The organism is Desulfobacula sp. (assembly GCF_030611305.1).
In the GTDB taxonomy this organism is placed as follows: domain Bacteria; phylum Desulfobacterota; class Desulfobacteria; order Desulfobacterales; family Desulfobacteraceae; genus Desulfobacula.
In genome coordinates this window covers 1-14344 of sequence record NZ_JAUWQB010000033.1, presented here as the reverse complement: position 1 = coordinate 14344, position 14344 = coordinate 1, and the positions used below count along the sequence as shown (strand labels likewise).

15 protein-coding genes are annotated in these 14344 nt (G+C 41.9%); 9 read left to right on the top strand and 6 right to left on the bottom strand.

All coding sequences use genetic code 11. From position 1 onward, the window contains the following. Positions 1-78: 78 nt before the first annotated feature. The 9 genes from QAI40_RS08320 to QAI40_RS08280 all read left to right on the top strand — a co-directional run bounded on the left by QAI40_RS08320 (position 79) and on the right by QAI40_RS08280 (position 8266). Positions 79-360: a 4Fe-4S binding protein gene (locus tag QAI40_RS08320; RefSeq protein WP_299982148.1), complete on the top strand. Its 282-nt coding sequence runs from the start codon at positions 79-81 to the stop codon at positions 358-360. Between the two features lie 2 nt (positions 361-362). Continuing rightward, positions 363-1601: a pyruvate synthase subunit PorA gene (locus tag QAI40_RS08315; RefSeq protein ID WP_304511550.1), complete on the top strand. Its 1239-nt coding sequence runs from the start codon at positions 363-365 to the stop codon at positions 1599-1601. Between the two features lies 1 nt (position 1602). Next, positions 1603-2562 (top strand): thiamine pyrophosphate-dependent enzyme, encoded by a 960-nt coding sequence (locus QAI40_RS08310; RefSeq protein WP_299982154.1) that lies wholly within the window; start codon positions 1603-1605, stop codon positions 2560-2562. Positions 2563-2578: 16 nt separating this feature from the next. Continuing rightward, entirely contained in the window at positions 2579-3127 is a 549-nt protein-coding gene (locus QAI40_RS08305; protein WP_299982157.1) for a 2-oxoacid:acceptor oxidoreductase family protein, read from the top strand. Between the two features lie 57 nt (positions 3128-3184). After that, entirely contained in the window at positions 3185-3841 is a 657-nt protein-coding gene (locus tag QAI40_RS08300; protein ID WP_299982160.1) for a 4Fe-4S dicluster domain-containing protein, read from the top strand. A gap of 15 nt (positions 3842-3856) precedes the next feature. After that, positions 3857-6466: a molybdopterin-dependent oxidoreductase gene (locus tag QAI40_RS08295; protein WP_304511549.1), complete on the top strand. Its 2610-nt coding sequence runs from the start codon at positions 3857-3859 to the stop codon at positions 6464-6466. A gap of 18 nt (positions 6467-6484) precedes the next feature. After that, complete coding sequence (locus QAI40_RS08290) at positions 6485-7387, top strand: DMSO reductase (RefSeq protein ID WP_299982165.1); 903 nt, start codon at positions 6485-6487, stop codon at positions 7385-7387. 238 nt (positions 7388-7625) lie between these two features. Continuing rightward, entirely contained in the window at positions 7626-7811 is a 186-nt protein-coding gene (locus tag QAI40_RS08285; protein WP_299982168.1) for a DUF2080 family transposase-associated protein, read from the top strand. Positions 7812-7825: 14 nt separating this feature from the next. Beyond that, the gene (locus QAI40_RS08280) at positions 7826-8266 is read left to right on the top strand and encodes a GNAT family N-acetyltransferase (protein WP_299982171.1); all 441 of its coding nucleotides are present in this window, start codon (positions 7826-7828) and stop codon (positions 8264-8266) included. An 81-nt stretch (positions 8267-8347) separates the two neighbouring features. On the opposite strand, the gene QAI40_RS08275 is transcribed toward QAI40_RS08280, so the two are convergent. The 6 genes from QAI40_RS08275 to QAI40_RS08250 all read right to left on the bottom strand — a co-directional run bounded on the left by QAI40_RS08275 (position 8348) and on the right by QAI40_RS08250 (position 14199). Further along, positions 8348-9055 (bottom strand): ABC transporter ATP-binding protein, encoded by a 708-nt coding sequence (locus QAI40_RS08275; RefSeq protein WP_299982174.1) that lies wholly within the window; start codon positions 9053-9055, stop codon positions 8348-8350. Continuing rightward, positions 9048-9839, bottom strand: coding sequence for an ABC transporter ATP-binding protein (locus QAI40_RS08270; RefSeq protein WP_299982177.1), 792 nt, complete (start codon positions 9837-9839; stop codon positions 9048-9050). The genes QAI40_RS08275 and QAI40_RS08270 overlap by 8 nt, the downstream gene beginning before the upstream one ends. 4 nt (positions 9840-9843) lie before the next feature. Next, on the bottom strand, positions 9844-11046 hold the full coding sequence (locus QAI40_RS08265) for an ABC transporter permease subunit (protein ID WP_299982180.1): 1203 nt from the start codon (positions 11044-11046) through the stop codon (positions 9844-9846). A gap of 23 nt (positions 11047-11069) precedes the next feature. Beyond that, positions 11070-12053 carry an ABC transporter permease subunit gene (locus QAI40_RS08260; RefSeq protein ID WP_299982183.1) on the bottom strand — a complete coding sequence of 328 codons (984 nt, stop codon included), beginning with the start codon at positions 12051-12053 and terminating at the stop codon, positions 11070-11072. 118 nt (positions 12054-12171) lie between these two features. Next, complete coding sequence (locus QAI40_RS08255; protein ID WP_299982186.1) at positions 12172-13290, bottom strand: branched-chain amino acid ABC transporter substrate-binding protein; 1119 nt, start codon at positions 13288-13290, stop codon at positions 12172-12174. Positions 13291-13833: 543 nt separating this feature from the next. Next, entirely contained in the window at positions 13834-14199 is a 366-nt protein-coding gene (locus QAI40_RS08250; protein ID WP_299982189.1) for a hypothetical protein, read from the bottom strand. Positions 14200-14344: the final 145 nt, after the last annotated feature.

Below are 14344 nucleotides of genomic sequence, written 5' to 3'. Positions count from 1 at the left end.
TCTAATAGCTATGAAATAGATACAATTGCAGGACTATATTTCATAAAGGGTTATCTTATTTTCTAAGGAGAGGGTTGTATGTCACCAAACAAATTTTTTAAGCACGAAGGACCATGGTCGGATGCCAATGATCCCCTGATGTGTTCTGATACCGGGGATTGGCGGACTAAAAGACCGGTCGTTGACAAGGATACATGCATATTCTGTGGTTTTTGTGCGATCTATTGTCCCATCCAGGTGATGGAGATGGTTGAAAACTCACATTTCACGCCTGACCTGGCATTCTGTAAAGGATGCGGGATCTGTGCCAAAGAATGTCCCAAAAATGCAATTTCCATGATAGCAGAGGGGGATTTTTAAAAATGAATATAAAAGCAGAAGCCAAAGCTAAAGCGGGCTCACAGATTAAGGTGATAACCGGAAATGCCGCAGCAGCGATCGGAGCAAAACTTGTCCGGCCGGATGTGGTGGCAGCATACCCGATTACACCCCAAACCGAGATAATTGAACAGATTTCCAAATTTCATGCAAACGGGGAAATGGATTGCGAACTGATTACTGTTGAAGGTGAAAATTCTGCCATGAACGCTGTTATGGCAGCCTCCCTTGCAGGTGGAAGAGTCTTTACTGCTACGTCTTCATGGGGACTTGTTTTTATGTATGATGCGGTTCTTGCAACGGCCGGTGCCAGAGCACCCGTGGTCATGGTGAATGTCAACCGCGAAACACCGGGAATTATAGCAGTATCTTGCGGCCAGCAGGACATGATTTCCACAAGGGATGCCGGCTGGATTTTCCTTATTGCCGAGGATTGTCAGGAAGTTCTTGACCTAGTTCTCCAGGCCTATCGTCTTGCTGAGGACTATGATATCCAGGTGCCGGTCATGGTTCATTATGACGGATTCTATCTATCTTACCTGTCCGAAGGAGTAGACGTGCCCTTTCAGGAAGATGTCGACAGATTTTTATCTGTTTTAAATGATCAGCCTGAAAGAACGAAACTTGTACCCGGAGGGAAACTGGGCTGCGGTACACATGGAATTCTTGGAGGGTATCTTGAGCTTCGGCATAAGCATGTGTCTGCCATGGAGAGATCCAAAGCGAAATTTGAGCAGATAGATAAGGAGTTTCAAGAGATTTTTGGCCGAAGTTACGGCGGTCAGATTGAAGAATATCGAATGGATGATGCAGATGTGGTTCTGGTCGGCTCAGGTTCCATGTGCGGCACCATTAAAACCGTTATTGATGAGAAAAGAGATGCGGGTGTCAAGGTCGGTCTTTTAAAGATAAGAATGTACAGACCCTTTCCCGGTGAAGCAATGGTTGAGGCTCTCAAAGGTAAAAAAGCCATTGGTGTGGTGGACAGGAGTCTTTGTTTTGGATTTAAGGGTGGTCCCATTTATACTGAGTTAAAAGCCTTTGAAACACAACTTGACGGTTCAAAAATGGTCAGTTTTATTGATGGTATTGCCAACACCGATATCACAACAGCCAATATCGGACAAATGATTGATGCAACCTGTGATCTGGCGGAGGGCAAAGACGTCCGCGAAGTCACATGGGTTTCATATCCTGAAGCCCAGGAAGAGGGAGGGCTTTAATATGACAGGAAAAAAGAAAGGCAAGCTGACAAAAGTACTTGATTACCTCAAACATGAGGACCCCTTCTCAAAAGGCGTGGCATTCTGCCCTGGTTGCGGTCTGGAATTATTATTGCGGTTTATTCCCCAGGTATTGGGAAATGATATCGTAATTACGGGTACCCCATCCTGTTCAGCGCCTGTACTCCTTGGACAGAATAATCAGTCCTGGCATACACTTTCGTATTTTGGAACGCTGATGACCGGGGCTGCGGCAAATGCCACAGGTCTTGCCAGATATTATAGAAAAGCAGGTATCAAGAATACAGTGGTATGTTTCAACGGGGATGGAACAGCAGCCGATATCGGGTTTGGCAACCTGTCTGGGGCGGCAGAAAGAAACGAACCCTTTATTTATATCTGTTATGACAATGAAGGATACATGAATACGGGTGTCCAGAAAAGTGCTACCACTCCCTATGGTGCGAGCACGACAACCACTCCTTTTGGAACTGCTTCCAAAGGGAAAAATTTGCGACGGATGAATTTGGCCCTGAAAATGGCCATGCACAAGATCCCCTATGCAGCCACGGCAACACTGAGTGACCTGGGCGATCTTGCCAAAAAATTGTTAAAAGCGAAAGAAGCCAAAGAAAGAGGCTTTGCCTTTCTTCATGTTTTTGCTCCCTGCACCACGGGATGGGGCTATGCCCCGGAAAATACTATCGAGGTCTGTCGAAGGGCTGTAAAAACAAACTATTTCCCGCTTTGGGAGGCCATAAACGGCAAAATTAGAATGACCAAAACCGTTAAAAAACCCAAACCTGTATCAACCTATACGGAATTAATGAAAAAATTTGCTCATTTGAATGAAGCAGATCTTCAGATCCTTCAGGATGATGTGGATTACGAATACTGCATGTTGGGCGGGCTGAGCACACTGGAAGCAGAATGTCATATTCCCGAGTCTGTAGAAGATTAAAGGAGGAAACTTTAAAATGAGTGAAGTCAGATTTCATGGTAGAGGGGGGCAGGGGGTTGTGACTACATCTAAAATTCTTGCCAATGCTTTTGCCAGAACAGGACAATTCGGTGCCAGTTTTCCCATGTTTGGGTTTGAAAGAAGGGGAGCCCCTGTTACGGCTTTCGGCAGATTTTCAGATAAGCCTGTCAGGGAGAAAACACAGATCTATAATCCGGATATTTTAGTGGTGCTTGATCCCAGCCAAAGAGATTCTGAGGCTGTTTTCGATGGGTTGCTGCCCGGCGGCATGATGCTGTTGAATGATTCGGACATCACGGTAAATGTTTCCCATGACAATCTTAAAAAACTGGGGATTATTGATGCCAATAAAATCGCTTTGGAAGAAATTGGTCTTCCCATACCCAATACCGTGATTGTGGGAGCCTTTGCAAAAATGTCCGGCCTGTTGGAAATAGACCCCTGCTGCGATGCGCTGCAGGATTATTTTTCCGATAAAAAACTTTCAGCCAATATCGTATGTGTAAAAAGAGGGTTTGAAGAGGTAAAAATATTTGATTTTTAAAACTTCGATATTTAAAAATTGATAGGGGATAACTTTAATATTAATAAAGGAGCTGTTATGCCAAGATGGGGAATGGTAATCGACGTAAAAAGGTGTATCGCTTGCTGGGGCTGCACCATTGCATGTAAAGAGGAACATTTTCTTCCTCCCAGAGTATTCTTTAACAGGGTGCTTATCGGAGAAACCGGAAAATTTCCATCATCCAGCAAGTTGATTTATCCGATTCTTTGTAATCATTGCTCTGATGCTGCCTGTGTGGAAGCATGTCCCACAGGAGCGACCTATATCAGGGAAGATGGTATTGTAGCTGTTGACGATGAAAAATGTGTCGGCTGCAGGGCCTGTCTTGTGAGTTGTCCATACCAGCAGAGAACCTATTATGATCAGAAGGTAAAAGACAGGGAGTATTTTCCAGGTCAGGGTAAAACCGAGATGGAACTGATCGGTGAAAAATTGTACCCGCTTAAAGTGGGGACGGTTATCAAATGCAATTTCTGCTCGGAAAGACTTGATGAAGGCCTTAAAAAAGGTCTTGAGCCAGGTCTTGACGATGATGCGACACCTGCCTGCGTAATTGCCTGTCCGGTCGGAGCAAGGGTCTTTGGTGATCTTGATGATCCTGACAGTGAAATCAGCCGTCTGATCATGGAGAAAAAGGGTAAACAACTCAGAAAAGAATTCGGTACTGAACCGGCAGTCTATTATATTGATTAACGAACAGGGGGAAAAATGACCTATAAAACAGATGAAATTTGGGAAGACAAATGGGTAAATACCACCTGTGGCGTGTGTTACTGCGGCTGTGCCTGTAGAGTTAGGGTGGTGAACGGTGTGCCGGTAAAAGTTGAAGGTATTAAAGAAAGTACCATGGGGGGGACAGGAGCAGGTCTTTGCGGTAAGGGAATTGCAGGACTGATGTACTACCATGATCCCAATCGGATTAAAAAACAATTGAGACGAACCAATTCTGAGAAAGGCTTTGGTGTTGACCCTAAATGGAAAGAAATTGAATGGGACGAGGCCCTTGAAGAGATATCCACAAGAATGAAAAAGATTATGGAGGATAATCCAAATAAAATTCTCTTCACAAACCAGACCATGCGTGCAAGTGATGGCCCTCATAATCATCTTTATTTCTATGCAAAGGCGTTCGGCATACCAAACAATGGTAACTTTATCATTGGCGGCGGCAGTCTGCACTGCGGTAATGCTGCTCATATGCTGGGTGGATTAATTCATGGTGCATGGTCAATAGCACCGGACTGGCGATACACAAAGTATGTTCTTAAATGGGGTTCCAGTAAAGGAACCGGTTCCGGACATTCAGCCTTGATCAATGCAAGACTGAGGGCCGATAGTGTAAGACGCGGAATAAAAGAGATAGTTTTTGATCCAATGGGTAACTTTGCAGGTGGTAAGGCTACACAATGGGTTGCCATCTTACCTGGTACTGACACTGCAGTTGGACTTGCCATAGCCAACTATATCCTCAATACCAGAGGAGAAATCGACGAACTTTATCTTAGAGCAAAAACAAACTTTGTTTATCTGATACGGGAAGACGGAACTTTTATTCGGGATGAAAAAACTGACAAGCCTCTTGTGTTTGATGAAAAAGCAAAAAAGATAAAAGTATTTGATGATGAATCCATAGCGTTTGAAGATTTTTCCCTTGAAGGTGACTATGAATATAAGGGCGAAAAATGCCGACCCTGCTTTATGGCATTAAAAGAACATTTAAAACAATTCACCCCGGAATGGGCATCCAACATAAGTACCGTTCCTGTGGGAACCATTCTTGAAGTTGCAAAGGGCTGGGTGGATAATGCCCAGATCGGATCCACCATTACAATAGAAGGACAAACATTTCCCTACCGGCCAGTATCATCTGTAACCTTCCGTGGTGCCCAGGGACATTCAAATGGTATACATCAGGTTGCTTCAATAGATCTCATCAGTCAGCTTGTTGGTGCTGAAGATGTGCCTGGCGGTACAATGGGTTGGCCATCTATCAGGCGCAAATACCCTGGCGGTCAATACGAACGTATGCCTAAAGTAGGTAAAGACGGCGTTATTGTTCCTTCAGTATTTTATTCACATGATCCATGGCCTGTTCATCCACCAAGCTATCCATGTACCAATTCAGGATGTGTTGAATTCTGGTCACATTCCACTCTTTCTCATATACCCTATGTTAAAGAAAAAGATTATATTCAGGAAAAATTTGGTGTTGAAAAAGTCCAGCCTGAAATGATTTTTGGAATCGCAGTGAATTTTCTTATAAGTAATTCTGACTGGGACGTTGCCCTGGACAATTTTAAAGATTGTTTTGTTGTACTAAGTGATATATGGGTCAATGAAACTGACCAGGCCATAGGTGATATAATCCTTCCTGATACCTCTTATCTTGAAAAAGATACCTGGTCTTCTGAAATTGACAGTTTTTTCTTCAATGGAAGTCCATCCTATGAAGACTGGTATGTTCATTTGCAACAACCTGTTGCAAAACCCATTGGTGAATCACGAGACTTCATGAACGTTTATCTGGATGTTGCAAACCGTGTTGGTGTTCTTGACAAATATCATGAACTCCTTAATAATTATTACAGTATTACAGATGAAAAGCTTCAACTTAAACCCGGCGAAGTCCTGACCTGGAAGGAAATTGGCGAAAGAGTCCTGACATGGGTTTATGGGGATGATAAAGAAAAAATTCAGGAACAGGGATTTGCAACATGGCATAAACCCATTGAAGATGTCTATTGGAGATGGAATATGCCTACAAGATGCCCGGTTTATATGGAATTTTTAATTCATGACAGAAGAGCTGCTGAAAAAATCATGAAAGATACCGGATTTGAACTTGAAATGGAAATGGATCAATATGGTCCGTTACCTAACTGGTTCTGGCCTACATCCCACAAAGAACTTGATGATGAGTATGATCTTTTAGCTTTTTCTTATCGTGATGTTCTCCACACAAATAACTCAACATTCCAGAATCCTTTAATTGATGAAGTCAGCCAGATGAGTCCTTATACTTTTACAATTACGTTAAATAAAGGCCTGGCAGATGAAAAAGGATTCAAAGATGGCGATATTATCTGGATGGAAAATAAATATGGAACCAAGGAAAACGGTATTGTAAAAACAATGGAAGCTCAACATCCAAAAGTTCTTGGAGTTTGCGGACAAGGTGGTTTATGGGCTGATGGCAGACCTATTGCCAAGGGTAAGGGAAGTAATTTCTGCAAGCTGCTTCCATCATACTTGAGACACTATGACCCCATCACCGGAAACATTGAAACTTCTGTTGCTGTTAAAATTTACAAAGGCTAAAAGGAGGATTGAACAATTATGAAACAAAGAAATGAGCTTGAAAAAATTATGTTCCATCCTACTGGCAGTGACTTAAAGCCATACGAATGGATGATGCGCCCCACCCGTCAGCAAGAATGGATTGATGACAAAGGCCTATTTTTGTGGCTGGCCTTTTTTTTCTCGGAAATCGGAGCTGGCCTTTATTTTGTGTCGCTCTTTTATGAATACAAGGCAGGGCTTATCCTGGGTTGGCTGATTACCCTGGTACTTGGTGGTATTATTCATGTGCTTTATCTTGGCATGCCTTTAAGGGCCTGGCGAATGATCATGAAACCCAACACATCCGAGTTGTCCCGCGGTATCTGGATAATCGGAATTTTTGCAGCTTTGGGGTTTTTACAGATTGTAACAGCCGGCAGCTTTAATGTTGTGTTTAATTGTATCATGGGAATTTTGTGTCTCTTAATTATTTCCCATGGATTTGCCACAATGAACGTGATCAGAGCACTTCCTGCCTGGAGTTCAACAATGGTCCTGCCATTGTCCGTCATTTCAGGGGTATGGATCGGACACCAGATTCTGCAGTTCATGTTTGCAGTTTCCAGTTCCGCTGTTCTGGCATCAGGCATGGAAGTATGGGCAGAGGCGTTTTTCTTTGTTTATTTCTTATGCATTCTGCTCTACGTCTGGGGAACCTGGCACAGCAATGAAATCGGAAAAGAGTCCATTAAATCAATGATAAGCGGAGAGGTTTCAAAAATCTCTTTAATTGGTGTGGGAGGGCTTGGAATTGTCCTTCCATTGCTTCTGACTCTAATCATGTGGGGTGGGGATACCAACGGCTTTCTGATTTTTTTAAGATTGGCCTCAGTATTTGCAGGAGACCTTGCCATGCGGTATGTTATAATGAAAAGTGCGGTGTATAAACCCTTGATTTAGATAGTGATTTAAAAAAAGGGCAGGCAAGAATATCGTTTCCCCCCTGTCCTTTTTTATTTTTAAGATGTTTTCAAAAAATAATACTTTGGTGTTGAAAATATTCATAAAAAGATATAATTTGGCTACATAACAGATAAAAATAAGCTATTTATAATTAAAAGGTGCTTTATACAAAAAAAAATGATCTTAAATAAAAGAATCGGTAACAAACATTTTTTTTGTAAGGATAGGATGTTATATGGCAGATAAAGAGAAAAAAGAAAGAAGCACAGAAAATCAATCCATATCTCAGACAAAGGTAAAGTTTGAGGTCTATGGTGAAGAGATGATTGAAAAAGAAGTAAAATCCAGTGGTAACAGCGGCAGAATTTATCTTCCGCCTAACTGGGTCGGTCATATAGTTAAGATCATAAAAGTAGAATAACAATGGAGGATCTTGTGGAAGACACAGTCAACATAAGAGAAATCACTCTTAATGATGCAGAGGCAATTCAAAATATAAGAAAGGCCATCTCGGAAGATGATGCTGGAGTGGATTTTATAAAAGTTATTGAGCAGCAGATATCTGAGGACGCAGGCAAGTCAAGCCTGGTAGCGGAAATCAACGGGAACGTGATAGGATATATGATCAGCACAAGTCTTTACGCAGGATTTGGGATTAAAAAGAGTGCCTGGATTCTGGCCATTGGGGTTCACCCGGATTTTATGGGACAGGGCATCGGGGTTGCACTTGCTATGAAAATTTGTGATATTTATAAAGAAAAAGGAATTAAATATATTTATTCGTCCGTTGTTTGGGATTCCACTGATGTGCTTTCCTTTTTTAAAAAACTCGGGTTTGAAAGAAGCGAGTTCATCAACCTTAGAAAGAAACTATAAATCAAGTTTAACCTAACCATCACGAAAACCCTTTAAGAATATCTTCCCCAAGGGTTTTGTTAATTGTAAATAAGTGGGCGTTTATATGCCCAGGTATGCCTTTTTGACATCTTCATTGGCCAGCAGATTTTTACCGGTATCTGTCATCGTAATCAAACCATTTTCCATTACATACCCGCGGTGGGCTGCTTTTAGAGCAAGGTTTGCATTCTGCTCAACAATGAAAATGGTGGTTTTTTGTTCTTCATTGATTTTTTTAATAATACCGAAAATCTGTTTGACAATGATGGGTGCAAGTCCAAGGGACGGTTCATCAAGGAGCAGCACCTTTGGCCTTGACATCAAGGCCCTTGAAATGGCCAGCATCTGCTGTTCGCCGCCGCTTAAGGTGCCGCCGATCTGATTTTTCCTATCTGCAAGAATGGGAAAAAGGTTGTAAACATAATCAAAATCATCCTTGATTCCATCCTTGTCGTTCCGAAGGAAAGCACCCATGTCAAGGTTCTCGGCCACAGTAAGGTATGGAAATATCCTCCGGCCTTCCGGTACCTGGCAGATTCCCAGTTTGACGATATCATCAGCGGGCATGTGGGTGATATCCTGCCCTTTGAATTCAACAGAGCCTTGTTTGGCAGGAACGATACCACTTGTAGTCATCAATGTGGTTGATTTCCCGGCACCATTCGCCCCGATCAGAGAAATAACCTCTCCTTCGGAAATCTCAAGGTTAATACCTTTGAGTGCATGAATGTTTCCATAAAATGTGTGTATGTCTTTTAATTTAAGCATCTTCAGACTCGTCTCCAAGATAGGCTTTGATTACGTCCGGATTAGATTTCACCTCTTCAGGCGTGCCTTCGGCAATTTTTTTTCCGTAATCCACAACATGAATGTTATCTGACAGGCTCATGACAAGCTTCATGTCATGTTCAATCAGTAAGATGGATAAATTTTCATTATCCCTCAGCCAGATGATTAAATCATCAAGTTCTTTTGTTTCTTGAGGATTCATGCCTGCGGCAGGTTCATCCAGGAGCAGCAAAAACGGGTCTGTGGCAAGGGCTCTTGCAATTTCAAGACGTCGCTGGGCACCATAGGGAAGGTTGACTGCCATTTCATTGACATATTGCTCAAGACCGATTTTTTCAAGGATTTTATAACTGTCGTTAACTGCTTTCTTCTCTTCATCCTTCTGGCTTGAAGGTCGAAGCATGGCGCTGAAGATTCCTGATTTCAGCCTGCAGTGTCTTCCGATCATGACATTCTCAAGAACTGTCATCCCTTCAAAAAGCCTGATATTCTGGAAGGTCCTTGCAAGGCCTCTTTCAGTCACAACATTGGTTTTAAGCCCCTTCAATTCCTGAGTCGATTTACCCGGAGGCGTTATTTCCATGCGGCCCTCACTGACCTCATAAATTCCGGTAATACAATTGAAAAATGTGGTTTTTCCTGCACCGTTGGGCCCGATAAGGGCAGCGATCTGTCCCTTTTCAACTGCAATGTTTACAGTGTCCAGCGCTTTTAGACCTCCAAAATTCATTGTGAGGTTCTTTACATTAAGTATAGGTTCCATAAATTTATTCTTTTACTTTTTTAAATTTATATATTTTACGGACACTTCGAATAAGCCCTTCCGGTTTAAATACCATTACGATGACCTGGAGTGCACCAAATACAAGCATCCGGTATTCGGCAACGGCTCTTAAGTATTCCGGCAGCAGTATCAGTACAAGGGCACCGGCGATAACACCAATGGCAGATCCCATCCCGCCGATAACAACAACGCACAGAATGGTAATGGACTCCCAGATTGTAAAGGACATGGGGTTAATAAATGAGGTTTTTGCAGCAAAAACAACACCCCCCAGGGCAGCCCAGGTTGCACCAAGGGTAAAAGCTGTCAGCTTGGTTTTGAACTTGTCAATGCCCATGGCCTGACAGGCAATTTCATCGTCCCTCAAGGCGATCCAGGCACGACCAATTCTTGAGTTTTCAAGCCGGTTGACAAAGAAAATGGTCATCAGCACCAATCCGATAACAATAAAATAAATATAAATGACGGAATCATGCTGCCCAAATTGATGACCGAAAAAGCTCGGTGCTGGAATATTGCCTATTCCCCGGGGTCCATTTGAAAAATCATCCCAGTTTTCAAGGACAATTCTGATGATTTCACCAAAACCCAAAGTAACAATGGCCAGATAATCGCCTCTCAGACGGAGTACGGGATACCCTAAAAGGGTTCCGGCTATGGCACCGAAGACTGCACTGATGGGCAGGACCACCCAGAAACTGATGCCAAAATGCAGGTTTAACAATGCATAGGTATAAGCCCCAACAGCATAAAAAGCAACATACCCGAGATCCAGGAGTCCTGCCAGTCCCACAACAATATTCAGGCCCAGCCCCAGCATCACATAGATCAGTGCTGAAATCAAGATACTGGTATGATACATGGAAAACACAAAGGGATAAAGAAGGAAAAATATTGCCAGTGCAGCTAAAAACGGTATTTTGAATTTTTCATTTTGAAGCAGTCTGTGAACAATGGGAATATCATCTTTGGTATCTGCTTTTTTTTTTTCTTCTTTCATCCGCAAAAGATAATTCCAGATAAGAGAGGCAAAAAAGCATACAATACCAACCCATAGAAGGTTGGGCCATCTGAAAATCACAGTATTAGTTATAGTGTTGACTTTTATGACCATGATAGGGAAGGTCAGCACCATGAACCATAAACCAATAAAAAATGATAGTTTGATTTCTTTTTTTGTAACCATAATCAACTTTCTAAATAATGTGGTTAAACTTTAGAGGTTTCATCTCTGCCAAGGATACCCGACGGTCTGAATATCAGAATAATCACAAGAATGCTAAAGGCAAAAACATCTTCATATTCACTCCAGAAATAACCGGTAAACATACTTTCTGAAATACCCAGTACAAGACTTCCCAAAACAGCACCGGGAATACTTCCGATCCCGCCTAAAACAGCTGCGATAAAAGCTTTAAGCCCTGCTAGAAATCCGATATAAAAGTTTATCTGGCCCACATGGCAGGCAATTAAAACACCGCCGATTGCAGCCGTGGCTGATCCGACAACAAAGGTCGTGGAAATAACCCGGTTCACGTTGATGCCCACAAGTGATGCCATGATTTTATCCTGGGCAGCCGCTCTCATGGCCTTGCCGATTTTGGTGAATTTAATGAGTATGCCTAAGAGAATCATGACAATGACAGTGGTGACAATGATTGTCATTTCAACGGAAGTAATAATGTGGCTAAAAGGTTCCCAGAATTTAAAATCAGGGATCAGACTTTCAAAGGGCATATATTCTGATGTCTGGGCTAGCATGACATAATTTTGTAAAAAAAGACTCATTCCAATGGCTGAAATAAGGGCTGAAAGCCTTGGTGCAGTTCTTAAGGGCATATAGGCGATTTTTTCAACGGTAAATCCATAGGCGCAGGAGTAAACAATGGCAAAAACAAAGGCAAGGATAACGATAACAGCAGAGTTCCATCCCCAAAGTCCTAAGACACTGGCAACAATAAGGGCAGTCATGGCACCGATCATATAGATTTCACCATGGGCAAAGTTGATCAACTGGATAATACCATAGACCATGGTATACCCAAGAGCGATCAAGGCATATATGCTTCCCCTTGTAAGGCCTCCTAAGAACAGCTCTAAAAAATAGACAGGGTCTGCAATGATCTCTTTGATGCCTAAAAATCCCAGTATCCCGACAACTGCCACACCCAATATAATTTTAAACAGACGCATGTTAATTAAATTATTATCTCCTAAATTTTGTTAAATTTAAGCAAAATTAATACATATAAAAACAGGAGCTGTAATACATGTTTTCTATTACGCTCCTGTTTTTATTTTAGATCAGATATTAATTAACCTGGGTATATTTTCCATTCTGAACCTGATAGACAGAAAAACCTGCGCCGATAACGTCGCCGTTTTTATCAAAACCGATGGGTCCTAAAGGAGAATCGATTTTAATTTCAAACATGGCAGCTCTCATTTTGTCATAATCTATTGAGCCTGCTTTTTCTGCAGCAGCAGCAAGAGCCTGAACACAGGCATACCCATTGAAGAAAAATGTTCCGGGAGCTTCGCCGTATTTTTTCTGATGTTTGACAACAAGTTCTTTATAAAGCGGATTGCTGGAAGTATCATTCGGGCCTGTTGCATAGACACCGTCAGAATATTTGCCTGCCAGTTGTACAAAGTTGTCACCGATGATACCATCAGCGCCAAAGAAAATCGTATTAACTTTTTTCTTTTTGAGCATACCAACAATTTTGGAAGCGTCTGAATGATAGCCGCCCCACATGGTGAGTTCGGCTTTAGATCTTTTGATTTTCTGTACAATGGCTGTATAATCAACTGCACCGGTTGTTACGCCTTCAAAAAGAACGACTTCAACGCCACCTAAGCTTTCAAAGTTTTTTCTGGCAAGTTCCATCTGGCCTTTACCATAATCGCCTTTGTCATGGATCAGGGCAACTGTTTTGACTTTCAGATTGTTTTTAACAAAAGAAGTCATCAGAGCAGCCTGGGCACCATCATAGGAAATGGTTCGAAAGAAGTTGGGATGTTCACCTTTAAGGGTCAAATCGTCATTGGTTGATGCCGGAGAGACAATCAAAAGTCCTGCATCTTTATAGATTTTGTTTGCAGCGATGGTGGCGCCGGAGCAGACATGGCCGACAATCATCTGTGCACCGTCTGATACCAGTTTGGTCGCCATGTTAACTGCCACCTCTGGTTTACATACATCATCACCGATTAATAATTCGATTTTTTTACCCAGAATACCACTTTTGGCATTTAGGTCTTCAATGGCAATCTCAACACCTCTTACAGCAGAAATTCCATAGGGTGCCAGGTCGCCGGAGATAACACCTCCAGATCCAAGTTTGATTGTGTCACCGGCAAAGCCAGGTGCCGTAATGCCAATCAATAAGACTAACGCAAGTGCCAAAGTTTTAAAAAAAGATTTCATTCTTTTACTCCCCTTTAGTTTGAATTACTGGTTTAGTACAGCATAATTGCAATTACAATTCTAAGTTTTGCAACTATAAAAAGAAGGTTCCCCATAGTCAAGCAAAAAAAGATAATAAGGATAAAAAAACATTTATAACATATTCAAAACTATAGAGATATTAAGCTTTTATCTTGTATATACAAGATAAAGCCACCGAATTTTATTTCCCGTATTTTGACCAGCTAAAATTTTCTAAAAGGACAGGTAATATATCGTAAAACTTTGTCTGATATGTGATTTTATATCCCAGAACCCTTTTTTTCTTAGATCTCAGGGTAGCAGCATCAGCGTAAGAAAGCAGTCCCTGTTCTTTTTTAAGTACTTTTTTTGATCAGTAAGCCATCAAGTCGGTTTCATTGGCCCTTCAGATGATTATAGTTTTTTTAAAGCGGTCTCCATTCTTTTTAACCCCTCCTCAAGCACAGATTTCGGGCATCCGAAATTCAGTCGTATAAATCCCTTTTGACCGAAAAAACTGCCATCGGAAAGTCCGACACCCGCCTATTCAAAGAAAAGAACGGGATCTTTAAGACCTGTATCCCTGACATCAATCCAGGCAAGATAGGTAGACTCAATGGGGGTAAGTTTACACCCCTGCATTTTATTGACACGGTCCTGGACAATATCCCGATTTTTTCTCAGGTAGATAATTAATTGGGAAAGCCATTCATTACATTCTTTATAGGCTGCTTTGGCGGCAAAAAGACCCAAAAGATTTACATTCGGTATCAGGCCTTTTAATCTGAATTTAAATTTATTTCTTAACCGTTCATTCGGGACGATAACAAAAGAACATCCGACATATTTTTCCCATTTCAACGAAGAGGTGCAGGTCCGGTCAATTATTTCATCAAAATTATATTTCATATATTCATCAGGCTCCTTTAAATCAGTTTAGTCTAATGTGAAAACCCTGGCCCTCAGGGCCAGGTCAGAGTGCAGAGGCTTTGCCATCTGTACGACTCATGTTACTCTATGATCGAGTTGTCCCCACAACTTAATGATCAAGGAG